18 protein-coding genes, 16 tRNA genes, 2 rRNA genes and 1 pseudogene are annotated in these 23,479 nt (G+C 38.7%); 5 read left to right on the forward strand and 32 right to left on the reverse strand.

Features of this window, described 5'->3' with window-relative positions; all coding sequences use genetic code 11:
- Positions 1 to 147 precede the first annotated feature (147 nt).
- Together ACGLXV_RS24910 and ACGLXV_RS24915 are read right to left on the reverse strand one after the other, a co-directional pair.
- Positions 148 to 479: pseudogene (locus ACGLXV_RS24910) on the reverse strand (transposase); the annotation flags it as partial.
- 275 nt (positions 480 to 754) lie between these two features.
- Positions 755 to 3,331: a diguanylate cyclase gene (locus ACGLXV_RS24915; protein ID WP_391560764.1), complete on the reverse strand. Its 2,577-nt coding sequence runs from the start codon at positions 3,329 to 3,331 to the stop codon at positions 755 to 757.
- Between the two features lie 181 nt (positions 3,332 to 3,512).
- Here ACGLXV_RS24915 and ACGLXV_RS24920 point away from each other — a divergent pair, with 181 nt between their 5' ends.
- A complete protein-coding gene (locus tag ACGLXV_RS24920) occupies positions 3,513 to 4,301 on the forward strand; it encodes an HAD family hydrolase (protein ID WP_391560765.1) in 789 nt (262 codons plus the stop codon).
- Positions 4,302 to 4,347: 46 nt separating this feature from the next.
- On the opposite strand, the gene bglH is transcribed toward ACGLXV_RS24920, so the two are convergent.
- The 10 genes from bglH to queG all read right to left on the reverse strand — a co-directional run bounded on the left by bglH (position 4,348) and on the right by queG (position 16,011).
- Positions 4,348 to 5,763 (reverse strand): aryl-phospho-beta-d-glucosidase, encoded by a 1,416-nt coding sequence (gene bglH / locus ACGLXV_RS24925; RefSeq protein ID WP_391560776.1) that lies wholly within the window; start codon positions 5,761 to 5,763, stop codon positions 4,348 to 4,350.
- A 27-nt stretch (positions 5,764 to 5,790) separates the two neighbouring features.
- Positions 5,791 to 7,728, reverse strand: coding sequence for a beta-glucoside-specific PTS transporter subunit IIABC (locus ACGLXV_RS24930; RefSeq protein WP_391560777.1), 1,938 nt, complete (start codon positions 7,726 to 7,728; stop codon positions 5,791 to 5,793).
- A 136-nt stretch (positions 7,729 to 7,864) separates the two neighbouring features.
- Positions 7,865 to 9,034 (reverse strand): sporulation protein YhbH, encoded by a 1,170-nt coding sequence (gene yhbH, locus ACGLXV_RS24935; RefSeq protein ID WP_119707057.1) that lies wholly within the window; start codon positions 9,032 to 9,034, stop codon positions 7,865 to 7,867.
- A gap of 354 nt (positions 9,035 to 9,388) precedes the next feature.
- Positions 9,389 to 9,802, reverse strand: a complete 414-nt coding sequence (locus tag ACGLXV_RS24940) for a peroxiredoxin-like family protein (protein WP_391560766.1) — start codon at positions 9,800 to 9,802, stop codon at positions 9,389 to 9,391.
- A gap of 245 nt (positions 9,803 to 10,047) precedes the next feature.
- Positions 10,048 to 10,287 carry a hypothetical protein gene (locus tag ACGLXV_RS24945; protein WP_391560767.1) on the reverse strand — a complete coding sequence of 80 codons (240 nt, stop codon included), beginning with the start codon at positions 10,285 to 10,287 and terminating at the stop codon, positions 10,048 to 10,050.
- 84 nt (positions 10,288 to 10,371) lie between these two features.
- Positions 10,372 to 12,267 (reverse strand): PrkA family serine protein kinase, encoded by a 1,896-nt coding sequence (locus ACGLXV_RS24950; protein WP_391560768.1) that lies wholly within the window; start codon positions 12,265 to 12,267, stop codon positions 10,372 to 10,374.
- Positions 12,268 to 12,610: 343 nt separating this feature from the next.
- On the reverse strand, positions 12,611 to 13,354 hold the full coding sequence (gene nfsA, locus ACGLXV_RS24955; RefSeq protein ID WP_391560769.1) for an oxygen-insensitive NADPH nitroreductase: 744 nt from the start codon (positions 13,352 to 13,354) through the stop codon (positions 12,611 to 12,613).
- A 47-nt stretch (positions 13,355 to 13,401) separates the two neighbouring features.
- Positions 13,402 to 13,878: a tRNA (uridine(34)/cytosine(34)/5-carboxymethylaminomethyluridine(34)-2'-O)-methyltransferase TrmL gene (trmL, locus tag ACGLXV_RS24960; protein ID WP_119707053.1), complete on the reverse strand. Its 477-nt coding sequence runs from the start codon at positions 13,876 to 13,878 to the stop codon at positions 13,402 to 13,404.
- 65 nt (positions 13,879 to 13,943) lie between these two features.
- The gene (locus ACGLXV_RS24965; RefSeq protein ID WP_391560770.1) at positions 13,944 to 14,813 is read right to left on the reverse strand and encodes an amidase domain-containing protein; all 870 of its coding nucleotides are present in this window, start codon (positions 14,811 to 14,813) and stop codon (positions 13,944 to 13,946) included.
- Positions 14,814 to 14,880: 67 nt separating this feature from the next.
- A complete protein-coding gene (gene queG, locus ACGLXV_RS24970; protein ID WP_391560771.1) occupies positions 14,881 to 16,011 on the reverse strand; it encodes a tRNA epoxyqueuosine(34) reductase QueG in 1,131 nt (376 codons plus the stop codon).
- 88 nt (positions 16,012 to 16,099) lie between these two features.
- Here queG and ACGLXV_RS24975 point away from each other — a divergent pair, with 88 nt between their 5' ends.
- Positions 16,100 to 16,768, forward strand: a complete 669-nt coding sequence (locus tag ACGLXV_RS24975; RefSeq protein WP_391560772.1) for a B3/B4 domain-containing protein — start codon at positions 16,100 to 16,102, stop codon at positions 16,766 to 16,768.
- 42 nt (positions 16,769 to 16,810) lie between these two features.
- On the opposite strand, the gene ACGLXV_RS24980 is transcribed toward ACGLXV_RS24975, so the two are convergent.
- On the reverse strand, positions 16,811 to 17,653 hold the full coding sequence (locus ACGLXV_RS24980) for an aldo/keto reductase (RefSeq protein ID WP_391560778.1): 843 nt from the start codon (positions 17,651 to 17,653) through the stop codon (positions 16,811 to 16,813).
- Between the two features lie 6 nt (positions 17,654 to 17,659).
- The gene (locus ACGLXV_RS24985; protein ID WP_391560773.1) at positions 17,660 to 18,850 is read right to left on the reverse strand and encodes an MFS transporter; all 1,191 of its coding nucleotides are present in this window, start codon (positions 18,848 to 18,850) and stop codon (positions 17,660 to 17,662) included.
- Between the two features lie 167 nt (positions 18,851 to 19,017).
- On the opposite strand from ACGLXV_RS24985, the gene ACGLXV_RS24990 reads away from it, so the two are divergent.
- A complete protein-coding gene (locus tag ACGLXV_RS24990; RefSeq protein WP_391560774.1) occupies positions 19,018 to 19,383 on the forward strand; it encodes a winged helix-turn-helix transcriptional regulator in 366 nt (121 codons plus the stop codon).
- A gap of 99 nt (positions 19,384 to 19,482) precedes the next feature.
- Here ACGLXV_RS24990 and ACGLXV_RS24995 read toward each other — a convergent pair.
- A tRNA-Gly gene (locus ACGLXV_RS24995) sits at positions 19,483 to 19,556 on the reverse strand.
- A gap of 171 nt (positions 19,557 to 19,727) precedes the next feature.
- Here ACGLXV_RS24995 and ACGLXV_RS25000 point away from each other — a divergent pair.
- The gene (locus tag ACGLXV_RS25000; RefSeq protein WP_391560775.1) at positions 19,728 to 20,993 is read left to right on the forward strand and encodes an ATP-binding protein; all 1,266 of its coding nucleotides are present in this window, start codon (positions 19,728 to 19,730) and stop codon (positions 20,991 to 20,993) included.
- 122 nt (positions 20,994 to 21,115) lie between these two features.
- Complete coding sequence (locus ACGLXV_RS25005; protein WP_391560779.1) at positions 21,116 to 21,508, forward strand: nuclear transport factor 2 family protein; 393 nt, start codon at positions 21,116 to 21,118, stop codon at positions 21,506 to 21,508.
- 61 nt (positions 21,509 to 21,569) lie between these two features.
- Here ACGLXV_RS25005 and ACGLXV_RS25010 read toward each other — a convergent pair.
- The 17 genes from ACGLXV_RS25010 to ACGLXV_RS25090 all read right to left on the reverse strand — a co-directional run.
- Positions 21,570 to 21,650 (reverse strand) — tRNA-Leu (locus ACGLXV_RS25010).
- Positions 21,651 to 21,721: 71 nt separating this feature from the next.
- Positions 21,722 to 21,810 (reverse strand) — tRNA-Leu (locus ACGLXV_RS25015).
- Between the two features lie 39 nt (positions 21,811 to 21,849).
- Positions 21,850 to 21,923 (reverse strand) — tRNA-Cys (locus ACGLXV_RS25020).
- Between the two features lie 6 nt (positions 21,924 to 21,929).
- Positions 21,930 to 22,004 (reverse strand) — tRNA-Gly (locus tag ACGLXV_RS25025).
- A 3-nt stretch (positions 22,005 to 22,007) separates the two neighbouring features.
- Positions 22,008 to 22,082, reverse strand: a tRNA-Gln gene (locus tag ACGLXV_RS25030).
- Positions 22,083 to 22,102: 20 nt separating this feature from the next.
- Positions 22,103 to 22,178: transfer RNA gene (locus ACGLXV_RS25035), tRNA-His, on the reverse strand.
- Between the two features lie 13 nt (positions 22,179 to 22,191).
- Positions 22,192 to 22,265: transfer RNA gene (locus ACGLXV_RS25040), tRNA-Trp, on the reverse strand.
- Between the two features lie 4 nt (positions 22,266 to 22,269).
- Positions 22,270 to 22,353, reverse strand: a tRNA-Tyr gene (locus ACGLXV_RS25045).
- Positions 22,354 to 22,399: 46 nt separating this feature from the next.
- Positions 22,400 to 22,475: transfer RNA gene (locus ACGLXV_RS25050), tRNA-Phe, on the reverse strand.
- A gap of 9 nt (positions 22,476 to 22,484) precedes the next feature.
- Positions 22,485 to 22,560: transfer RNA gene (locus ACGLXV_RS25055), tRNA-Asp, on the reverse strand.
- A gap of 32 nt (positions 22,561 to 22,592) precedes the next feature.
- Positions 22,593 to 22,666 (reverse strand) — tRNA-Met (locus tag ACGLXV_RS25060).
- A gap of 64 nt (positions 22,667 to 22,730) precedes the next feature.
- Positions 22,731 to 22,806, reverse strand: a tRNA-Val gene (locus ACGLXV_RS25065).
- Between the two features lie 35 nt (positions 22,807 to 22,841).
- Positions 22,842 to 22,916 (reverse strand) — tRNA-Glu (locus ACGLXV_RS25070).
- Between the two features lie 13 nt (positions 22,917 to 22,929).
- Positions 22,930 to 23,022, reverse strand: a tRNA-Ser gene (locus tag ACGLXV_RS25075).
- 3 nt (positions 23,023 to 23,025) lie between these two features.
- Positions 23,026 to 23,101 (reverse strand) — tRNA-Asn (locus tag ACGLXV_RS25080).
- Positions 23,102 to 23,124: 23 nt separating this feature from the next.
- A 5S ribosomal RNA gene (gene rrf, locus ACGLXV_RS25085) occupies positions 23,125 to 23,240 on the reverse strand.
- A gap of 119 nt (positions 23,241 to 23,359) precedes the next feature.
- Positions 23,360 to 23,479: ribosomal RNA gene (locus ACGLXV_RS25090) — 23S ribosomal RNA — on the reverse strand; the annotation flags it as partial.

A 23,479-nucleotide genomic window follows, 5' to 3' on the forward strand; every position in this document is an offset into this window, starting at 1 on the left:
ATCCCCCAGGAGTCAAGCACCCTCCGCTCCAATCAGCAGGTATACTCTTAAAACTTGACTTAAAAATTATGAAATGACATTTAGAGTCATCGTCAAGCACCTTGCCAAATCCAAGTAGCCAACTTCTTCAAATTCACGGAAGTAAAAGTAAGCATCGCCAAAGGTAGAGCAGTGAGGAAATTCTATGTAGAATTCAACTCCTAAAAACCAACTATAACCCACGTTTGTTTCAATCTCTTTGATGGTTTGACGTATAGAACGTATAACGAATATGTATTGGATAAAGACCATGTTAAACAAAACAACAGGATCAACATTCGAGCGACCGAGGTCTGAGTAGAGATCTTTAAACAGTGAATAGATGAACGAAAAATCGATAGAAGATTCCAGTTTTCGTACTATACGATCTTCTGGACTAACTGGTCTATGGCTAACATTTCTAATTGTTCGTGTTCGTTAAATTGATTTCTCATCATCATAGTAGGTAATCTCTAGATTTAATAATTAATGAACTAAACTTTATTAGATTGGAGCGGAGGTTGGCGACTCCTGCGGGAAAAGCGGGACAGTCGAGACCCTGGACTGAGCATAGCGAGGGAAGCGGCTCGGCCCCGCCCGCGGAAAGCGTCCAACCGGAGTGGAAATCTACCAGTACCGTTAACTTTATCCAAATGAAAATAGACTTTAGTTAGACTCAAAATTCATTGAGTTTGTCTAAAGTCTGAAGCCCTCGTAATGGTACGAGGGCTTTGATTTAACCGGACATTTTCCTTACTTGTTGTTCTGGGATACTTGTTTTCATTGCTCTTAAAAACGCATGAACAAGCTCTGGGTCATACAGTGAATTCATCTGGCTGTGAATTTCAAATAGTGCTTTTTCAGTTGGAACCCCTTTTTTATACACTCGTTCTTCTGTCATAGCCGAGAAAGAGTCAACGATTCCTAATAAACGAGCGTTCAATGGAATTTCCTTTTCTTTTAGTCTATGGGGATAACCAGAGCCATTCCATCTCTCATGATGATAAAGGACACCCTCTAATATTTCTTTTTTAAATGGGAAATCTCCATGTCTTTGCAATTTTTCTACACCTAAGATGGGATGCTGTTTAATAATAGTATATTCCTCTTCTGTTAGTCGACTAGCCTTCCTAAGAATACTCTGCGGAATATCTAATTTACCTATATCATGGAGCAAGGCTGTTAAATAGAGCTTTTCCCGTTCCTTCTCACTGACACCTAGCTCTTTAGCAAGTAAAATAGCATAATGAGCCACACGATTAGAATGCTCCCAAGTGTGAGTATCCTTTGAATGCAATAAATTGATATATTCCTGGACTGGGTCTTTTACTATGACCGCTTCCATTATTCTTTCACTAACGTCAACCGTGCGTATTTCTTCATCTTTATAAGACTCTACTCGGTTCCTGCCATTTCTCTTGGCAATATAAAGTGCTTTATCGGCATACTCTAACAGTTGTTTTGCCGAAGCGTCTTCTGAAGGTATGATGGATGCAACACCCAGACTAGCAGTAATCATTGGAGACACCTTAGATTTTTCATGCTCGATTTGTAAAGAGAGAATTCCTTTTCTAATCTCTTCAGCAATAGTGGTTGCCTCTAATAATCCAGTATCGGGAAGTAATATAACAAATTCTTCTCCGCCATATCTTGCACCAAAGTCCGTTGTCCGTGGCAATTCACGAACCATCAACCTGGCAACCTTTTTCAAGCAGTCATCCCCTTGTTGATGACCGTAATGATCATTAAAAAGCTTAAAGTGGTCAACATCTAATAAAATGGCAGACAACGGAGATGATGTTTGTGCCCTACATCCTTTATCCCACTCAAAAGCAAGGCGCTCATCAAATGAACGACGATTATTTATCCCTGTCAATCCATCAACAGAAGATAGCTTTAGCAATAAGTCATTGGCCTCAACCAGTTTCTGTTCCGCCAACTTACGCTTCGTTATATTACTTTGTATCGTGACAAATTGGTGGACTTCTCCTTCCTCACTCAATAGAGGAACAATTACGGAATCAACCCAATAATAACTTCCATATTTTGATTTATTGCATAACTCTCCACGCCAAACTTCTTTTCTGTTCACCGTTTCCCACATCGTTTTATAAAAACTCTGTTGATGATAACCAGAGTTTAGAAGCTGCTGTGGTTTTCCTATAAGCTCTTCCTTTGTATAACCTGAAATGCTACAAAATAAATCATTAACCATTAAGATAACTCCCGTTGGATCGGTAACCATTACAACAACAGATTCATCCATAGCAAATTTAATATCTTCTAATTCCTTTAGAGTTTTGCTCAGTATTTGTTCTGATTTATGGCGTTCTGTAATATCTGTCATTGTTCCAAATGTACCTAATAAGTTCCCATCACTGTCATAGGAAAATGAAATGTTCAGCTCCATCCAAAGTACGTCATGCTTTTTGGTGTAAAATTTAATTTCTAAACGTGTCCGCGCTTGTTTTTCATCTATCAACTTACTGATTTTTTTGCTGTTCCTTGTTCTTTCCTCTGGAACAACATAATAAAGATAGTGTTTGTTTAAACTATCCTCAACCTTATATAAGGTTAACTCCTCCCATGCAGCATTTAGGAAAACAATCTTTCCCTCCCGATTCGTTTGGAAAATAACCTCTCTAACACTTTCTACTACGGTTTGAAATTTTTGTTTTGTTAGTGAAAGTTCACTCTGTTTAAGTAGGATTTCATCATGCTGTTCGGAAAGTTTTTGATTCTTCCTCTCAAGCTCAGTATATGCAACTCTTGATCGATGCACATGTAAGATTAAGTACATGGTAAAAGTACCTGTTAATGCACTTAGCATGGCAAAAGCCCAAAAGGGTGTTGAATCCTGATTTGCATATCTATAATAATCGAAGAAGTAGCTTAAAATGGTTACTAATGTAATGGAATAAACCCACCTGTTCCATATATTATCAATCTTTCTATTAAGAATAGAAAGTAAGAACCACATTCCTACTAAAAAATAGACTGAGGGCTCAACGATAATTGCCCCTCCTAATTTTACAGACAATCCCCAAAAAACAATGGTCATCGCACCGATTAATGCTACTCCTCCACCGAATAATCCAATGATAAGAATAGGTAGATGATAGAAAGATAAGTCCACTTCCTGCGCTCCAGGTACAAACATCCATAGGAGGAGAGAAAATGCACCTGCCAACCCACCAGCAATCATTTTTTGAGGAATCGGAGAATTTAGTGTAAGAATGTTTTTACTTAATTGGGCTGCAATAAAAAAATATGCTACTACCATTACTCCATCGAGAATTAAGTGATAAGGCATAAGCTGTTCCTCCTAAAAGTCAAACAAGACTTACTATTTATATCGGATGATCTTGTTGGTTTTTGATGATTTTTGTCGAGCATGATTAATTATTTTGTTCTTTTTCCCCTTTGACGCGGTACTTTGCTATAATGTAAGATACTCAAAACATGAAGAAGTCTAATCATAAGGAGCTTACTAAATGACGGAATACAGAGTTGTTTTTCTAGACATTGACGGAACTATTTTACGACCAGATGACTCCATTGAGGATTCAACAAAGAAGGCCATCTGCCAGTTGAAGGATCAAGACATTGAAGTGATTCTAGCAACAGGAAGGCCACTTCATGAAATAACTGATCTTGGTGAAGAATTAAACATCCAATCATACATAGCCTATAATGGTGCCTATGCATTTTACAAAGGCAAAGAAATCTTTAAAGAAAATATGCAAATAGAAGATGTGAATTCCTTTTTACGTATTGCTGAAAAATATGAACATGATCTTGTTATTTACACTCATAATAAGAACTATTTCCTTGACCAAGAAGCTAAGAGAGTAAAGGATTTTCAAAAAGCCTTTCATTTGAGAAAGAACGACCATTATCATCAATCCATTCAAAAAGAAGTACTCGGAATTACAATCATTACATCTGACGAAGATGGCGATGTACCTTATCATTCAATTGAAGGCATACACTATGCAAAGGTGAATGTTCCAGGTTTCACCACCTGTTACGATGTCATCCGTGACCATGTAAACAAAGGAGTAGCTGTCAATGCTGTGATTGAACATCTTGGCTTTCAAAAAGAACAGGCAATTGCATTTGGAGATGGGATGAATGATAAAGAAATGCTCTCGAATGTAGGTGAAGGTTTTGCTATGGGAAGTGGAAATCCGGAGCTTTTTTCATACGCGAAGCATGTTACAACAGGTGTTGACAAGTCAGGTATTTTTAATGGTTTGAAATCATTAGGTTTAGTGAAATAATGTCAAAAGGAAAGCTCCTGTTAACGAGCTTTCCTTTCTTTTTCGTCTATAAGTCTTCTCCATTGCTATCAATAACTTTTTTATACCAATCAAAGCTTTTCTTTTTATATCGTTTGTTTGAGCCCTTTCCTTCGCTGTCTCGGTCGACATAAATAAATCCATAACGTTTTTTCAGCTCTGCTGTTGACGCACTAACTAAATCAATTGGCCCCCAAGAGGTATAGCCCATAATTTCGACTCCATCACCAATTGCTTTTTTCATTTCTTGAATATGTGCCTTCAGATAGTCAATTCGATAGTCATCGTTAACCGTCCCATCCTCCTCAAGCCTGTCCACAGCACCAAGACCGTTCTCAACAATAAACAGAGGCTTTTGATAGCGATCATATAATTGGTTACAAACGGTCCGAAGGCCTACAGGATCAATTTGCCATCCCCACTCGGAAGATTGTAAATATGGATTTTTCACGCCCGCCATTAAGTTACCTGCTGTTTTCTCATTTTGATGTTCAGGAGCGGTACTTGCTACGAAAGACATGTAATAGCTGAATCCGATATAATCTACTGTATTCTCTTGGAGGAGTTCAAGGTCCCCTTGCTCCATTTGAATAGTAATTCCCTTTTCCTCTAGATCATTCATCATATAGGTAGGGTAATACCCTCTTGATTGTACATCAGAGAAAACCAATGTTTTTCTATCCTGAGATAAAGCAGCAAACATATCCTCCGGCTTTGGACTGTATGGGTACGTAAGCATAGAAGCAATCATACAGCCAATTTGAGCAGTTGGATCAATCTCGTGACCAATTTTCACAGCTAATGCACTTGCCACAAATTGATGATGTGCAGATTGATAAAGATCCTGCTCATTCCTCTCACCATTTTCAAATAATAATCCTCCACCAGTGAAAGGGGCATGAAAAAGAACATTGATTTCATTAAAAGTCATGTAATACCTTACTCTACCTTTAAAACGGGTAAATAAGGTTCGAGCGAAATTCTCATAAAACCCAATTAATTTTCTGTTTTTCCATCCACCATAATTTTTCACAAGGCTAAGAGGCATCTCATAATGTGATATCGTTATTACGGGTTCAATATTATACTTTAACAATTCGTCGATCATCTGATCGTAAAATTGAAGCCCTTTTTCATTTGGCTCTGTTTCGTCCCCATTAGGAAAAATACGGGTCCAAGCAATCGAAAAACGAAACGCCTTAAATCCCATTTCAGCAAATAAAGCAATATCTTCCTTATACTTGTGATAAAAGTCAATTCCTTCATGATAAAGATTAAAGTCCTTCATGGAGAAATCTGGTGGGAACATGATCCCTTTTGGAGACACATCAGCTGTTGATAGTCCTTTTCCATCAGCTTGGTATGCCCCTTCTAGTTGGTTAGCAGCGACAGCACCACCCCATAAAAATCCATCTGGAAACTTAGTTTTCTTTACATTCAATATATTCACCTCAAATAATTTATTATTTCATCACTTACGGTTAAGCTCGATTAATGGATCCTCTGATTTGATTTGTGTTTGATTGTTTTTCACTAACGTGAACCCCGCATGGTTAGTTACTACTATAGGTGTAGTCACACTTAAGCCCTCTGCTTTAATACTTTGAATATCAAACTCAATTAATAGTTGCCCTTTTTCCACATGGGAATCCATTGATACATGAGATGTGAAATATTTCCCTCCAAGTTCAACGGTATCCATGCCAATATGAATCAATAGTTCTACTCCTTCATCTGTAGTAATACCAATAGCGTGATTGGTAGGGAATAAGGCCGTTACTCTTCCGGAAACCGGGGCAACTAACCTTCCTTCTGATGGTTCAATTGCCACACCATCTCCAAGAGCTCCAGAAGCAAAGGCTGCATCTTTTATGTTAGAAAGCGGCAGCACTTCTCCATTAAGTGGACTAAAAATCTTCACATGTTCCGTTTGAGATAACGCTTGTTGCGAAGTACCTGTTTGTGCATTATTTTGATTAGATGTTGAATTTCTACTATCCGAATCTTGCCCTTTTCCTAAGCCAAATAAATAAGTTAAGATAAAACCTAGCGCAAAGGCAACAACAATAGAGATAATTAATCCCCAAATAGCAATGGCGGCTCCACCCTCAGGATTAATGTGAGATGGAATCCCAAAGATGCCCAAACCACCAATCATATAAAGCTTAACACCAGTTGCTCCTATGATTCCTCCACCAACGGCAGCTGCGATACAGCTAATAATGAAAGGTTTCTTCAAAGGCAAGGTGATACCATAAATAGCTGGTTCCGTTACGCCGAATATACCTGAAATAAAGGCGGGAATACTTAAAGATTTTAACTTTTGCTGTTTTGTTTTTAACCATACACCTAAAACTGCTCCAATTTGGGCAAAGGAAGCGGCAAAGGTAGTTGCTAGTACTGGGTCTGAACCCAGTGTAGTCAGATTGTTAATAGCGATAGGAACAAGTCCCCAGTGAAGCCCAAAAATAACAAATACTTGCCATAAGCCACCTACAAAAATACCAGCAAGGATTGGACTTAAATTATAGATAAATAAAGTAGCCTGTCCTAATAAATTCCCTGCCCAAGTAGCGACTGGTCCAATTACGATAAATGTGATTGGAACAACAATTAATAATGTAAAGAATGGAACTAGGAATGCTTTTACTACATCTGGAATAACCTTTCTTAACCCTTTCTCGACCATTGAACCAAACCATGCCGCTAATATAATCGGAATAACAGAGGAAGCATAACTCATTAATATAACAGGAACACCAAGGAAGGTAATAAAAACAGGTGATTGAAACATTGATCCTGTAAATAAAGTAAATAATGGCTCTCCCCCTGTAAGGGTAGTTAAAGTCGGATAAACTAACGAGGCACCAATAGCCATCCCAATAAATGTGCTTCCACCAAACTTCTTAATTGCCGTGTATCCTAAAAAGATAGGGAAGTAATAAAACAAGGAATCTCCAATTGCATTTAATATTTGATAGGTACCTGAAGTAGCGTCAATCCATCCGAAAGAAACAAAAAGAGCATTAAATCCTTTAATCATCCCAGTTGCAGCTAACACTCCAAGGATTGGTGTAAAGATGCTCGCGATTATATCAATGAAACGGGCAAATACCCCCCCTTTTTCTCCTCCCCCATCTTCTTCCACAGGAGATTGATTTTGGAACCCTCCTATCTCAACAACCGTTTTATATACATCGGGCACATGGTTTCCAATGACCACTTGATACTGCCCACCGCTTTTCATCACGGTTATGACGCCTTCCATATTCTTTAACGCATCGGTATTTGCTTTCCCCTCGTCTTTTAGCTTAAAGCGCAATCGTGTAATACAATGCACTACACTATTAACATTTTCTTTTCCTCCAACATTTTCAATAATGTCTTTGGCTAATTGCTCGTACTTAATAAGGATCCCTTCTTTCTATCTAAAATAAAATCTAATGAACAACCTCCTTTGATATTTTGTTCAAATGGAAATAGCTTATACGAATACCCATTTTTAGTATTTGTCGCTAAATAAAAAACCAGCCTCATGGCTGGTTTTAAGCAAATTGTTTATTTTCTTCTTTCTTGAAGAAGCTTTTCATTGCATGGAACACATCGGATTTCTGTTTGAGGATATAGTATCTGAAGTCTTCATGTTTGATGTTTTTATACGCGGACATTAGGGTCGAGTGGCGGTTATATTGATTTACTTCTCCGTATCCAAACATATTGGACACTTTCATTAATTCCTCTACCAACTTCACACAACGTGCGTTATCAGAGGTTAAGTTATCTCCATCTGAGAAATGGAATGGATAGATATTAAATTTTGCAGGATCGTATTTTGTTTCAATAAGTTCTAATGATTTACGGTAAGCAGATGAACAAATCGTTCCTCCGCTTTCTCCTTTAGAAAAGAAGTCCTCTTCAGAAACAACCTTTGCCTCGGTATGATGAGCAATAAACTCGATTTCTACTGTTTCGTACTTTGTTCGTAAAAATCTTGTCATCCAGAAGAAAAAGCTTCGAGCCATATACTTTTCCCAAAGACCCATTGAACCACTTGTATCCATCATTGCTAGCACAACTGCCTTGGAATCTGGCTTAATAATCTCATTCCAAGTTTTAAATTTCAAATCTTCTCTATAAATAGGATGAAAGCTGGCCTTGCCTGTCATTGCATTTCGCTTATAAGCGGTCATCATCGTTCTTTTCTTATCAATGTTCCCCATCAAACCCGTTTTTCGGATATCATTAAATTCAATATCCTCTACAACGTTTTCGGACTTTTCCTTCTTTTTTAAATTAGGCAGTTCCAACTCCTTAAACAGTGCTTCCTCAATGTCCATTAAAGACACTTCTGCTTCAAAATAGTCTTCTCCCGCCTGATCTCCTGCTCCTTGCCCTTTTCCAGGTCCCTTTTGATTTGCGGATCCATCTCTCGCTACGACATCACCAATTTGGCTTTCTCCATCTCCTTGGCCTACATGTTTGTTTTTATCATAATTATAACGAATTTTGTATTCATCCAGTGAGCGGATCGGGATTTTCACCACTTCTCGACCATTCGACATAACAATATTTTCCTCTGATACTAGGTCTGGTAAATTGTTACGGATCGCTTCCTGAACCTTCTCCTGATGCCTCTGTTGGTCGTCATAGCCTTTTCGGTGGAGGGACCAGTCTTCTTGCGAAATCACAAATTGATGGTTATTTACATCTGCCATAGTTTTAACCCTCCTAATTTTTTGTCACCATTTTCACAAAACGCTCATACAATATCCCGAGTGTAAAATTGAGTGGGAAACGTTGATTACTCTATCATATGCAAGAGGACGCAATAATTTACAAATAATTTTGACAATGAGACATTTGCCCATAGTGATGGACAAGCCTATTTATTGCTATTCAAGTACATTAGAGGCGCTCATCATCCTAAAAATTCACTGTAAGATGATCTGACGGATTATATGATTAACTCTCCTGACTCCCTAATGGTAAAACTTACTAATATTAATATTATTTTGGAAAAGAAAATATGTTTGTCTTTAATTAGGAAAAGAAAAGAGCTAGTCTTTTAACTAGCTCAATAGTTCTTGAAGGATTCTATCAATTGACGCATGGTCTTCTGGAGAGGAATCTATATGTTTCCATACTACTTCTCCGTTTTCATTAAAAATCCAAGATCCTCCCTGAATATAGATGTCCTGCGTTTTTAATGCTTCTTTTACGACTTTCTTTTGATTTTCTTCATCGGGAATAAACGCTTTAGATCCACCTGTTACAAAAGCTTTCCCAGCTTTCATTAGAAGCTTCCACTTCTGCATGGACTCATGTCCCATGCTTTTATACAGCGATCTCGTAGGGTCACCATATATATCAAATTGAAACGGACCGAATGCATCAATAAACGGTTCGAGCAAGGCTCTGCCTGACGGTGTAATAACAATTACATGTGCACCTTTTGAAGTCAATTGGCTATAATGCTCACGCAACTGCGTGAGAAATTCTCTGCATACAGGTCAGCCAGGATGACGGACAAAAACAACTAAACTCTTTTTCCCATGAATGATTTGTTGAAAATCTTCATCTTCTGAATAAGGCTTTTCTAATAGAAAATTCATGCTTCACCTCATAATTATTGGTGTAATTTTAATTTTGAACAATTTAATTTTATAAAATATAATTGATGTAGTCAATGTACAAAATGTGAAAAAAGCATGCGAATCAGCCGCATGCTTTAAAATTTTGCATCTAATAAACGATGCTTACTTTTTACTTTTTCTATCTTTTCTTTTGTTTCGTTCGTTTGGTCTAATTTCGTTTCCTGCTGTGGATCCGGAATTTTATTCTCTTTTTTAAGCTCTTCATTCGTTTTCATTTGTTCTATTTCTTTTCCAAGGTTCTTCATTTCTTTCATATCCTCAGCCATGGAACTGTTCTGAGCAACAACGTTTTTGGCCTTTTGATTTGTTTTCATGATTATCACCTCGATACTCTTTACCCGAGATGGACAAGCGGTAAACATAAAAAAGGACTGGCACTCTAGCCAGCCCTCCTTTTATTATCGGTTTAACAGGCTACCAACATAACGAAGCAGTTCGTTTGCAGAGGTAGAATTATAGCCGTGCTCATCAATTAATCTTGCTACTACTTCATTAACCTTTTTCAGCTGTTGCTCATCTGGTGTCTTTGTGGAGGTTGTAATTTTCACAACATCCTTTAAGTCAGCAAACAGCTTCTTCTGAATCGCTTCACGTAGACGATCGTGAGAATTGTAGTCAAAACGCTTGCCCTTTCTTGCATAGGCTGAGATACGAATTAAGATTTCTTCTCGAAATGCTTTTTTCGCATTTTCAGAAATACCAATCTGCTCTTCAATGGAACGCATAAGTTTCTCATCCGGATTGATTTCTTCACCAGTTAGTATATCGCGGAGCTTCGCCTTATTACAGTATGCCTCTACATTATCCAAGTAATTGTCCATAAGCGTTTTTGCAGACTCTTCATACGAGTATACAAATGCTTTTTGGACTTCTTTTTTCGCAATGTCATCATACTCCTTACGAGCAAGCGAAATATAATTTAAATACTTCTCTTTTAACTCTGGAGTAATTGATGCATGTTGATCTAAGCCCTCTTTTAAAGAACGAAGAACATCTAGTGCATTAATAGAAGACATTTCTTTTCTAATAATTGTAGAAGAAATACGATTGATTACGTAACGAGGGTCAATTCCACTCATTCCCTCATCCGCATATTCCTTCTTCAACTCATCTACATCAGCGCTTGAGAAGCCTTCGACATTCTCTCCATCGTAAAGACGCATTTTCTTCACTAAATCAATGTCACCTTTTTTCGGTTCCTTTAATCGAGTTAGGATGGTGAACATGGCAGCAACTCGTAAAGTATGTGGGGCTATGTGAACATGTGATACATCACTTTCACCAATCATTTTTGCGTAAATTTTCTCTTCCTGACTTACTTTTAAGTTATATGGAACAGGCATAACGATAATACGTGAGTGTAATGCTTCGTTTTTCTTATTTGAAATAAACGAGCGATACTCCGTTTCATTCGTATGAGCCACAATTAACTCATCTGCTGAAATGAGTGCAAAGCGACCGGCTTTGAAATTCCCTTCTTGTGTGAGAGAAAGTAAGTGCCATAAGAATTTCTCATCACATTTTAACATCTCCTGGAACTCCATCATTCCTCGATTGGCTTTATTTAATTCTCCATCAAATCGATAAGCTCTCGGATCAGATTCTGATCCATATTCAGCAATGGTTGAAAAGTCGATACTACCTGTTAAATCAGCAATATCCTGTGATTTTGGATCGGATGGACTGAATGTTCCAATCCCCACACGCTTATCTTCAGAGAAGAAAATACGCTCAACAATGACATCCTCAATTCTTCCGCCATACTCCTGTTCCACTCTCATCGTATTTAAAGGAGACAAATTCCCTTCAATTCGAATACCATATTCATCGTAAAAATCTTTTCTTAAATGGTGCGGAATGAGATGTAATGGATCTTCGTGCATCGGACAGCCTTTAATCGCAAAAACAGCGCCTCGTTCTGAATGCGAATATGCCTCTAATCCACGCTTTAGCATTGTAACTAAAGTGGATTTCCCTCCACTAACTGGTCCCATAAGCAAAAGAATTCTCTTTCTAACATCTAAACGTTTGGCAGACGGGTGAAAATATTCCTCGACTAATCTCTCTAACGACTCCTCTAAACCAAATAACTGGTTACTGAAAAATTCATATTTTTTACTCGTCCCGTCTTTTTCAATTCCAGCATCTTTGATCATATTATAAACGCGAGAATGTGCCGACTGTGCTACCCATGGACTTTCCTTCACAATTTCTAAATACTCTGCAAATGTACCTTCCCACTTTAACTTTTCCTCTTCTTGTCTAAACAATTCGATCTTTTTTAAGATATCCATATGGACCTCCCCTGTTTGAATGATCAGAGACGATTAATATAATCTATGCACCCGTACAAATGAACATGCCTAATGAGGGAGAGTAATATTGTCCTTTTTTAGAAACTCTTTAGGAACTTGGCTAAAAAATATCTCTTCAATTATTCACACTATGTTTGAAATAGGCTATAATAAGCCTATATGTAAACGTAATCTTTTGCAGAGGAGGCTACATACATGGGATTGCTTCTTATTTTAGGTGTTATGGTTGCATTTCTAGCTGCAATTTTTACTGCAGGATACGATGATAAGCCAGGTGTAAATAAGTAAGAAAAAGCTGCCGATTTCTATGGCAGCTTTTTTCTTATTGTTTATTTAATTTTTGCCCTTCTACATAATTCTTCATATACATTCTTGATTTCTTCTCAAGCATATTGGCCATTTGCCCAGTCCACGTGTCAGTACGCTTTCCACCCGTTCTTTCCTTATAGTAGCTAGAAATTACGTTATTATAGCTTGTGAGTTCCTGTTCATAATTTGCGATATTGTATTGCTCTTCATGATACACATGTGAAAGTGGCAACCGTGGTTTCTTATCTGTTACTTTTTTAGGATAACCGATTGCTAAACCAAATAACGGAATCACCCGCTCAGGTATATTCAGTAATCTTCCTACTTCTTCTAGATTATTTCTTATGCCGCCAATATAACAAATTCCTAGACCTAAAGATTCTGCTGCTAAACTTGCATTTTGAGCAGCTAATGATGCATCAATCAGAGCTACCATAAATTTTTCTGTGCTTTCAATGGAAGCAATTACATCCTTTCCTTCCATTTTTCCAATGTATTCATGACGGTATAAGTCCGCACAGAAAACAAAAAAATGTCCATTTTCCTCCACATAGGTTTGATTTCCTGCAAGCTCTGCTAACTTTTTCTTTTTCTCACGATCGGTTACACCAATGATGCTGTATGCCTGTATGTAACTAGAAGTAGATGCTGCCTGAGCACTTTCAACGATGATCTCAATCTGTTCACGAGTTAATGGCTTGTCCTCAAAGCTCCTGATTGACCGATGATTTAATATCGTTTCAATGACTGTATTCACTTGTTTTCCTCCTTTTAAAAAGGCCGTTCTATAATAGAACGGTCCCTTTATGTTAGGTGTAGATAGTTTTGCTGTCTTAATGCCTCATACACTAAAATAGCTGCCGTGTTTGATAAATTCAATGAACGTACATGCTCATCATTCATAGGAATTCTTAACGCTCGATCAAGGTTTTTCTCTCTCACCTCTTGTGGCAATCCAGTTGTTTCACGACCGAAGATGAAATAATATTCTTTTTCTGAATCACTATAATCAAAGGATGTATAGTTTTTCTTTCCAAATTTCGTTAAGTAGAAAAATTCCCCGCCTGCATTCTTTTCATAAAATTCTTCTAATGAATCATAGTAATGGATTGTTACCGCATCCCAATAATCTAATCCCGCACGCTTTAATTGTTTATCGTCTGTTGAAAAACCAAGCGGTCGAATCAAATGTAGTGTTGTATCTGTTGCAGCACATGTACGAGCGATGTTCCCTGTATTAGAAGGGATTTGTGGTTGAAATAGTACGATATGGTTTGGCATGGTGTCACCTCTATAGTTAACTGTCAGAGGATATTATACCATTACTCTTTACTCAGAGCCAAAGCTCATACATCGTCATTAATTTGCAAAAAGATATATTTGATATTTGGTGTATATGCCGTTGAATCTTTATACGCCCAATATCTTTTTCTACTATTCGTTGTATGTGCGTTTACGAGCGGCATTCCGTCTGCATCCTTTGCTGTTACAATCGTCGTATGATTAAATCTCCCATCCCCCTCGAAGTCATAACAAATAATATCACCTAACTTCAATTCTTCTGGTCGATTCACTTCAACTGCCCGCAATCCTAGCCTAGCATTCGGCAAATACCACCGGAAAGAGTGGGCAACTGTCCAGCTATACGTCCAACTATTATTTTGCATCCACCAGCCCTTTGATCGGTTAGGATACCCCGTCATCGGTGCCCCTCCAGCGCGAAGACATTGGGATATATAGTTCGTACAGTCGTTCGTAAACTTACTAAAGCGCGGATTATAACTGTTCCACCATGTTTCCGCATATTTCACAGCATTTAAACGGTCGTATTCAAAGCTCAGTCGTTCATCAAATACCTCATTAATACTTGTTTCTGCTTTTTCTACAGTAAAATCTGGGGAGAGTTCCTCATCATCAACCAATGTTCCTTTATAAAACTCTGCTTTTCTTTCCTCTATTTCTTCCTCTATATATAATGTTCCTTTATGGTTAATCAGGTACTGAAAGTGAACCTGGTAATAAACGTGAGCGATGTTTGCTACATGCTCTATGTTCTTTATTTTGCCGCTAGCTTTGGCTTTAACAATTTCTCCTTCTCTCTCTGCTAGCCCTTGTTTCTTCATCTTTATTTTCTCACATTCCTCGTTAATATCTCGTGTTTTGGTTACACATTGCTTGACCCTTTTCTCGAGTAACACTTGAAGCTGTTTTCTCACCTTTTTCACTCCCTTCAAGTACAACATATGAAGAAGTTGAAAAAAAAATGAGAGTAACGAAGTACTCTCACTGAATGAATGATAATCCTTTATTTATTTCGTCAAGAACCTCTTGGTCCTCTTCTTTTTGCTTTGCAGTGACTAGTGCATCCACTGCTGTTGTTCCACCAATTTTCCCTAGTGCCCAAGCAGCTGTTCCTCTTAACACTGGTCTTGGATCCTTTTTCATGACTTGGATTAAATCCTCAACAGCTGTCTCATCCTTATAATGAGCAAGTGCGATGATGGCATTTCGTTGAATCGGCTTTTTCCCACGCCAAGATCCCGATACATGTCCGAATTTTTCTTTGAATTCCCGATTACTCATGAAAAGTAAAGGGCGTAAAAGGGGTTTTGTAATCTCTGGATCAGGTTCCATTTCTTCATGAAAATGAAAATCCTTTCCTTTATTTTCAGGACAGACCGTTTGACATGTGTCACAACCGTATAATCTATTTCCAATCTTTCCTCGAAACTCGTCTGGCAGAAACCCTTTCGTTTGTGTTAAAAAGGCAATGCATTTGTGCGAATTTAGTTGCCCTCCTTGGACAAGTGCTCCTGTTGGACAAGCATCTACACATTTATTGCAATCTCCACACCCATTTTCAATCGGCTGATCTGGTTCAAGCGGGAGATTCGTAATCATTTCCCCTAAGTATACGTAGGAGCCAAACTCTGGAGTAATAATAGCACAATTCTTCCCACTCCAGCCAATCCCTGCACGTTCTGCTACGGCTCTATCAGCAAGCTCTCCCGTATCCACCATTGATTTTACAAGGGCTTCTGGAACTCTCGATTGGATGTAGTCCTCGAGTTTTTTTAACCGATCACGAAGTACTGTATGATAATCCGATCCCCAAGAAGCTCGACAGAATATGCCTCTTCTCTCTCCTTTTTTGCTTTCCACTCTCGTCTTCATTTTAGATGGATAGGCAAGTGCAATAGAGATTATGGAAGCAGCCTCTGGTAAAAGTAGAGATGGATCGACTCTTTTATTAATATCTGGCTCTTCAAAACCCGACTGATACTCTAACTCTTGTTGCCTTACAAGGCGGTTTCTTAACTCAGAGAACGTCGATGCTGATGCAAATCCAATTTTATCAATTCCGATCGTTTTGCTATATTCAATGATATCTATTTTTAATTGATGATAATTCAAGCGTCATTCACCTCATTCCATACTTACAAATACGAAATCACTGCATTCTATGATAAACTATTTTAAACACTTTTTGGAGGTGGAAAGTTTGGAAATAACGATTTCTCCTGAGCTTATGTCACTTGTCCCAGGTTTTAAAATCGGCGTCATAACTTATAAAGACATTGAGGTTGGATCCTCCCCACAAATGCTTAAAGGTAGACTACAGCTTTTTCAAGAATCATTATTTTTCGACTTAGAAGAAAAGCAACTATCTGACCTTAAGGGAATTAGTGAATGGAGGTCTATTTTCAAGAAAACCGGTAAGGACCCTAATCGCTATCGTCATTCAGCTGAAGCTTTATACAGACGTGTCAAAAAACAAAATTACATACAAAGTATTAACAGTGCCACAGATTTAAATAACTTCCTCTCATTAAAGTATGAGATTCCTTTAGGTATCTATGACCTTAGTCAGCTTAGTGGAGACATTATCATTAGAATGGGAACGGAAGAAGAAGTATACGAGGGTCTTAATGGGCGTAGTAATTCCCTTCATCAGTTAATCATTTCCTCCGATGAAAAAGGCGGGTTTGGCAGTCCTTATGTTGATTCTGTCAGATCTGCTGTCACGGAAGCAACTAGAGATGCACTACACCTGATTTATTTACGTCCTTCTATAACAGTAGATGAAGGACAACTTTTGACACAATCCGTTATGAACATGTTTACACAAATTCATGGTGGGGTTGGGGAATGTCGAGTGATTGGTAATTAAACAGTAATTTTACTCCCCTGTGATTAACAGGGGAGCTGTCTTTTAGAAGTCAAAATTATCAGGGTCTGGACCGACTCTTTTATTTTGATTTAATTCATTGATCCTCTTCATATCTTCTTCTGAAAGAACAAAATCAAATAGTGACGCATTTTCAATGATTCGATGTGTTTTTGTTGATTTTGGAATCGTCACAACACCGTTTTGAAGATCCCACTTCAAGATAACTTGTGCAACGGTCTTCCCATATGTTTTTGCAATTTCCTTTAGAACAGGGTGGTCTAACAACTCTCCTTGCATTAATGGAGACCAGGCTTCAAGTTGAATATGATGCTGCTGGCAAAATGCTTTTAGCTCCACTTGCGTTAATCGAGGGTGGTATTCGACTTGATTAATCACAGGAATAACACTAGCAACGTTCAGTAACTCTTCTAAATGGTGAATTTGAAAATTACTTACTCCAATTGCTTTTACTTTGCCTTCATTATAAATTGTTTCAAGTGCCCTCCAAGCCTCTTTATATTTTCCTTCCACCGGCCAATGAATCAAGTATAAATCCAAGTATTCTAAACCTAGTTTCTTTAAACTTTCTTCATACGCCAAAATAGTAGATTCATAGCCTAAATCCGAATTCCATACTTTTGAGGTAATAAATAAATCCTCTCTAGTGATCCCTCCTTCTTTCATTCCTTCTCGGATGCCCTCTCCAACACCAGCTTCATTTCCATAAATCGAAGCTGTATCAATACTTCTATACCCATGACGTATAGCTGTTTTTATTGCATGAACCAATTCTGGCCCGTCTTCTACTTTAAAAACACCAAGTCCAAACCAAGGCATGTTTACCCCATTATTTAAAGTAGTCGTTTCTTGTAAATGTTTATTAATCATCTATTAGCCCTCCATTAGATCTTTTTTTTCAAGAATTAGGCTTACACCTGTTAAAATGACAGCTCCAAATACCATTAACGAACCAATCCATGCGGTATGAATCAATCCCATCTGTTCGGTTATTATTCCGCCAACATAAGAACCAACGGCTATCCCTGCATTAAAAGCAGCAATGTTTATAGCTGATGCAACATCTACTGCCCCAGGGACGAAGCGTTCTGCAAGCATTACGACATATACTTGAAGGCCGGGAACGTTCATAAAGGCAAAGAGCCCCATGAATAAAATTGTTAGTATACCCACCACTTTGAACGGTGCAGTAAAGCTTAATATGAGGAGAATCACTGCCTGAATAAGAAACATATAAAATAAAGACTTGAGCGGCTTATGATTTGCTAGTCGACCACCTATGACATTTCCAAGTGCAATGGCAATGCCATATACGAGTAAAACGACAGCAACTAATTCCTCTTTAATACCTGTAATACTTTGAAGCAATGGAGTTAAATACGTAAATACTACGAATGTCCCTCCATATCCTAATGCCGTAACAATGAACATTAGTAACAAACGTCCATTTCTTACTAAGTTTAACTGTTCACGGAATGTTGTTTTGTTCCCTTTGGGTAGTTCGGCCGGAACGAGGATGCTATTTGCAATTAAGGCTATTATTCCGACAATAACAATAGCAACAAATGCTGATCGCCAACCGACCTGTTGACCAATAAAGGTGCCGATAGGAACTCCGGTAATTGTTGCAACCGTTAGCCCTGTAAACATAATAGAAATAGCACTAGCACGACGGTTTTCTGGAACTAGGCTCGCTGCAATCGTAGAGCCAATTGACATAAATACACCATGGGAAAATGCTGATAATACTCTTGCTGCAAGTAAAACACCTATTGATGTTGCTGAAGCTGCTAGACTATTCCCGATTATAAAAACCAGCATAATCCAAAGTAGTAGCTTCTTTTTCGACATACTCGAAGTAATCGAAGTTAAAATTGGGGCACCTACCGTGACTCCTAGTGCATATAAAGAGACTGTTAGGCCAGCCATTGTAACAGATATTTGTAAATCCTTTGCAATGAGAGGAAGCAACCCAACACTAATAAATTCGGTTGTCCCAATCGCAAAAGCACTAATTGCTAAAGCTAATAAAGCAAATATACTTCTCTTTCTATCTATATTCATTTGTTTTCCTCCTATTTATTTCCGTTGAATGATTCCTTGGTGTATTTCATCAACAAATGTTATTATGATTCATAGAGTTCAATTAGGGAAGAACGCACTTTTAAGTGATATAGATACCTTTTAGTAAGGTAGGTACTTTTTAGTGCCTATAGAAAGGAGAATAAAAAGTGGAGAAAAAGAGGTACAACATAGGTGTTGAAGCCACATTAGAGGTGATTGGGGGGAAATGGAAATGCGTCATTCTATGCCACCTTACACATGGAAAAAAGCGAACAAATGAACTAAAGCGATTAATGCCAAATATTACTCAAAAAATGTTAACACAGCAATTACGTGAGTTAGAGGAAGATGGAGTCATCAACCGAATTAGTTACAATCAGGTTCCTCCTAAAGTGGAATATGAACTCAGTGAGTATGGAAAAAGTCTTCAATCGATTTTGGATTCGCTGTGTGCATGGGGAGAATCTCATATTACAAAGGTATACGGAGATAAAAATGAGGTTTTAGAGGAAAGTATACTAAATCAAAAATAGTTTTAGATTATCAAAATCCCCTGTTTACTATAAGAACGGGGGAATTAAAAAACGCAGTACATCGTTTTTATAAACGGCATACTGCGTTGCTTATATGTATGGAGCGGGTGATGAGAATCGAACTCACGACATCAGCTTGGAAGGCTGAGGTTTTACCATTAAACTACACCCGCAAATATGTGATTCATATTTGGTACTTTTATATAATACAAAGATTCCTGAAAAAAATCAAGTATTTTGTCGAACTTTTTTTCAAAGTGTATTTTTCCCTATTGTTCTTGTTAAAAAATGTACATTCTCATAAAATAAGAAATAGCATATATCACGCTAGGAGGGGCACAGGGATGAGTGAGCTTTTTCAAGGTCTACTGATTAATTTATTGTTTATTCTTCTATCCATTTTGCTACTCAACTTATTAATCCTAGCCAAACACAATATATATACCTATCGATTTGGCAAGCTGCACCTCTTCCTTATGTCTTCCCTCTTAATGATTGTTAGTATTCTTTTGTCTGTTAAAGTTGATGAAGGCTTTGTTTATGACTTGCGCTTCATCCCTTTTCTACTTGGATGTATCTACGGTGGCAGACCCGTTATATTAGGTTTGGCAAGCGTAATGATCCTAATCCGACTCCCCTTTGGTGGAAACGGTATTTTGGTTACCACTATTCTTGCAGTTATCTACACAGTTGTTATGATTTATATGTATCCAAATTTATTAAAAAAGCCTCTTTATAACCGACTACTTCTTTTTACTTTTCTATCTTTTTTATATTCAGTGATAGGGTTTTTAATTCCATCTATTTTATTTGATTTTGATCAGACCTTTTCTTATTTCATCTATGTAATGGTCCTAACAGCTTCTACATTTTTTGTTTGTTACTTGTGTGAAGTACTTCGAACCTTTCATCTTTTGCAAATGGAATCGATTAAGTTTGAAAAAATGGAAACGGTCAGCCATTTAGCTGCTAGTATTAGTCATGAAGTACGAAATCCATTAACGGTTGTGAGAGGATTTTTACAATTAGTACATGAACATTCGGATACGCCTGAGGATTGTAAAACCTATACTTCTCTTGCTATTGCCGAAGCAGATCGTGCATCGGAGATTATTAATGAATATCTAACCTTTGCCAGACCACATCCTGAAGTGGAATTGCCACTCGAATTGGAGCAAGAGATTCAAAAGTGTGTTGAAATCATTCGTCCACTTGCAAACAAACAAGGAATAACGATCGAAACAGCTTTTTTACATAACCACCCGATAACTGGTGATCCACATAAATTCCAGCAAATACTGCTGAATATCTCGAAAAATGGTATCGATGCTATGAAGTCTGGGGGTATATTATTTTTGTTCACGAAAGAGGATGAGAATGGTGTCCACCTAAGTATTACAGACACTGGTATTGGTATGACATCAGAACAAGTCGCAAGATTAGGTGAGCCGTTCTTTTCATTAAAAGGCAACAAGGGGACTGGTTTAGGAATGATGGTCGTATATCGTATCGTCGAAAGCATGAGAGGCACTGTGCATGTGAATAGCAAACCGATGAAAGGCACAAGAATTACCCTTTCCTTTCCTATCGAAGAAACCTCTAATACATAAAATGAGCTCTTACCGGTTGGTAAGAGCTTTTTATGTTTGCAATATAATCCCAAATTGACTTAAACTTATATATCCCTTAAAATTCTATTAATTCCAAACAGAAAGGATGTTTGAATTTGAGTATGGAACAGCAATCTATACCAACCCACTCACTTAAAGAAAAGGCAATATCTTTTCTCCAGCTCGTAGCCTCTGGGAAAGTCCGTGAAGCATATGAGAGATACATAGAACCTGACTTTTGTCACCACAATCCCTATTTCCGAGGCGATGTAGATTCACTTAAGCTCGCGATGGCAGAGAATGCAGCTCAGAACCCCAACAAGATACTAGAAGTCAAACTTGCTATTCAAGAAGGGGATACAGTGGCAGTTCACTCCCATGTAAGGCAGAATCCAGATGATCATGGAGGAGCTGTTGTACATATTTTTCGTTTCCATAATAGCCGCATCGTTGAAATGTGGGATATAGGTCAACCTATACCAGAGGATTCCCCTAATGAAAACGGGATGTTTTAAACAAAAAAATCCTCACAAATCTTATTTACAACAAGATTTGTGAGGATTTTATCTTTTTAGATACCGGTGGTCGGGGTCGAACCGACACTCCAGAGGAACACGATTTTGAGTCGTGCGCGTCTGCCAATTCCGCCACACCGGCATAATTCAATTGTAAGAACAGCTATTTTGCTTTGCAAAAAGCATTGGATATTTTACTTTCGTAAAAATCCTTGGTGCCGAGGACCGGAATCGAACCGGTACGGTAGTCACCTACCGCAGGATTTTAAGTCCTGTGCGTCTGCCAGTTCCGCCACCCCGGCGTATCTTAGTTAAATATATTGTATTCATAGTTGAAAAATTGGAGGCGGCAACCGGATTCGAACCGGTGGTAAAGGTTTTGCAGACCTCTGCCTTACCACTTGGCTATGCCGCCAAAACTTGGAGCGGAAGACGGGATTCGAACCCGCGACCCCAACCTTGGCAAGGTTGTATTCTACCACTGAACTACTTCCGCAAATGGCTGGGCTAGCTGGATTCGAACCAACGCATGACGGAGTCAAAGTCCGTTGCCTTACCGCTTGGCTATAGCCCAATAAATAATTTTATATATAATGGGGCGACTGATGGGAATCGAACCCACGAATGTCGGAACCACAATCCGATGCGTTAACCACTTCGCCACAACCGCCATAATTAAAAGTTGGCAGGGGTAGTAGGAATCGAACCCACACCAAAGGTTTTGGAGACCTTCGTTCTACCTTTAAACTATACCCCTAAAATGGTGGAGGGGGACGGATTCGAACCGCCGAACCCAAGGGAGCGGATTTACAGTCCGCCGCGTTTAGCCACTTCGCTACCCCTCCATATGAATTTAATATATTCAGATACAACGAGATTGTTCATGAATAGTGGTGGCTCAGGACGGAATCGAACCGCCGACACAAGGATTTTCAGTCCTTTGCTCTACCGACTGAGCTACTGAGCCAATTATTAATGGCGGTCCCGACCGGGATCGAACCGGCGATCTCCTGCGTGACAGGCAGGCATGTTAACCGCTACACCACGGGACCAAAGTTTTTCAAGTTTCCTTGAAGTAACTTAATTGCGGGGACAGGATTTGAACCTGCGACCTTCGGGTTATGAGCCCGACGAGCTACCAGACTGCTCCACCCCGCGACAATAATATTGTTTCACTTCCGTGAATATGGACAACTATTTTTCACTTCCGTGAAAAAAGTTTTGGTGGAGGATGACGGGATCGAACCGCCGACCCCCTGCTTGTAAGGCAGGTGCTCTCCCAGCTGAGCTAATCCTCCAAAATGGAATGTTATTTTCACTTCGTGGAAAAACTTGGTGACCCCTACGGGATTCGAACCCGTGTTACCGCCGTGAAAGGGCGGTGTCTTAACCGCTTGACCAAGGGGCCAGTATAATAATTATGGCGGAGAGCAAGGGATTTGAACCCTTGAGACAGGTTTTGCCCGCCTACACGATTTCCAATCGTGCTCCTTCGGCCACTCGGACAGCTCTCCTAATGGCTCCACAGGCAGGACTCGAACCTGCGACCGTTCGGTTAACAGCCGAATGCTCTACCAACTGAGCTACTGTGGAATAATTAAAGTATAAATGTTACCGCCTGGCGACGTCCTACTCTCACAGAGGGAAACCCTCAACTACCATCGGCGCTGAAAAGCTTAACTTCCGTGTTCGGTATGGGAACGGGTGTGACCTTTTCGCTATCGCCACCAGACTATTTATGCGACACTATTTTATTATAATAGTTTTCCGCAATTTTTCAAGAGAAATTTTTAACCATTCTCTCAAAACTAGATAATATTTTGAAGAAGAAGAAATACCTTTTATCTTAATTTGGTTAAGTCCTCGATCGATTAGTATCAGTCAGCTCCACACGTCGCCGCGCTTCCACCTCTGACCTATCAACCTGATCATCTTTCAGGGATCTTACTAGCTTGCGCTATGGGAAATCTC

Origin of the sequence: Robertmurraya sp. (assembly GCF_036676585.1) — a bacterium.
In the GTDB taxonomy this organism is placed as follows: domain Bacteria; phylum Bacillota; class Bacilli; order Bacillales; family Cytobacillaceae; genus Robertmurraya_A.

Coding starts and splice junctions, on each gene's coding strand:
- ACGLXV_RS24915 (WP_391560764.1), bottom strand. CDS start 3,331: ATGCCTTATCACTTAATTCTCGATGGAGTAATGGTAGTAGCATATTTT.
- ACGLXV_RS24920 (WP_391560765.1), top strand. CDS start 3,513: ATGACGGAATACAGAGTTGTTTTTCTAGACATTGACGGAACTATTTTA.
- yhbH (WP_119707057.1), bottom strand. CDS start 9,034: ATGGCAGATGTAAATAACCATCAATTTGTGATTTCGCAAGAAGACTGG.
- ACGLXV_RS24945 (WP_391560767.1), bottom strand. CDS start 10,287: ATGAAAACAAATCAAAAGGCCAAAAACGTTGTTGCTCAGAACAGTTCC.
- ACGLXV_RS24950 (WP_391560768.1), bottom strand. CDS start 12,267: ATGGATATCTTAAAAAAGATCGAATTGTTTAGACAAGAAGAGGAAAAG.
- trmL (WP_119707053.1), bottom strand. CDS start 13,878: ATGCCAAACCATATCGTACTATTTCAACCACAAATCCCTTCTAATACA.
- ACGLXV_RS24985 (WP_391560773.1), bottom strand. CDS start 18,850: ATGAATATAGATAGAAAGAGAAGTATATTTGCTTTATTAGCTTTAGCA.
- ACGLXV_RS25000 (WP_391560775.1), top strand. CDS start 19,728: ATGAGTGAGCTTTTTCAAGGTCTACTGATTAATTTATTGTTTATTCTT.
- ACGLXV_RS25005 (WP_391560779.1), top strand. CDS start 21,116: ATGGAACAGCAATCTATACCAACCCACTCACTTAAAGAAAAGGCAATA.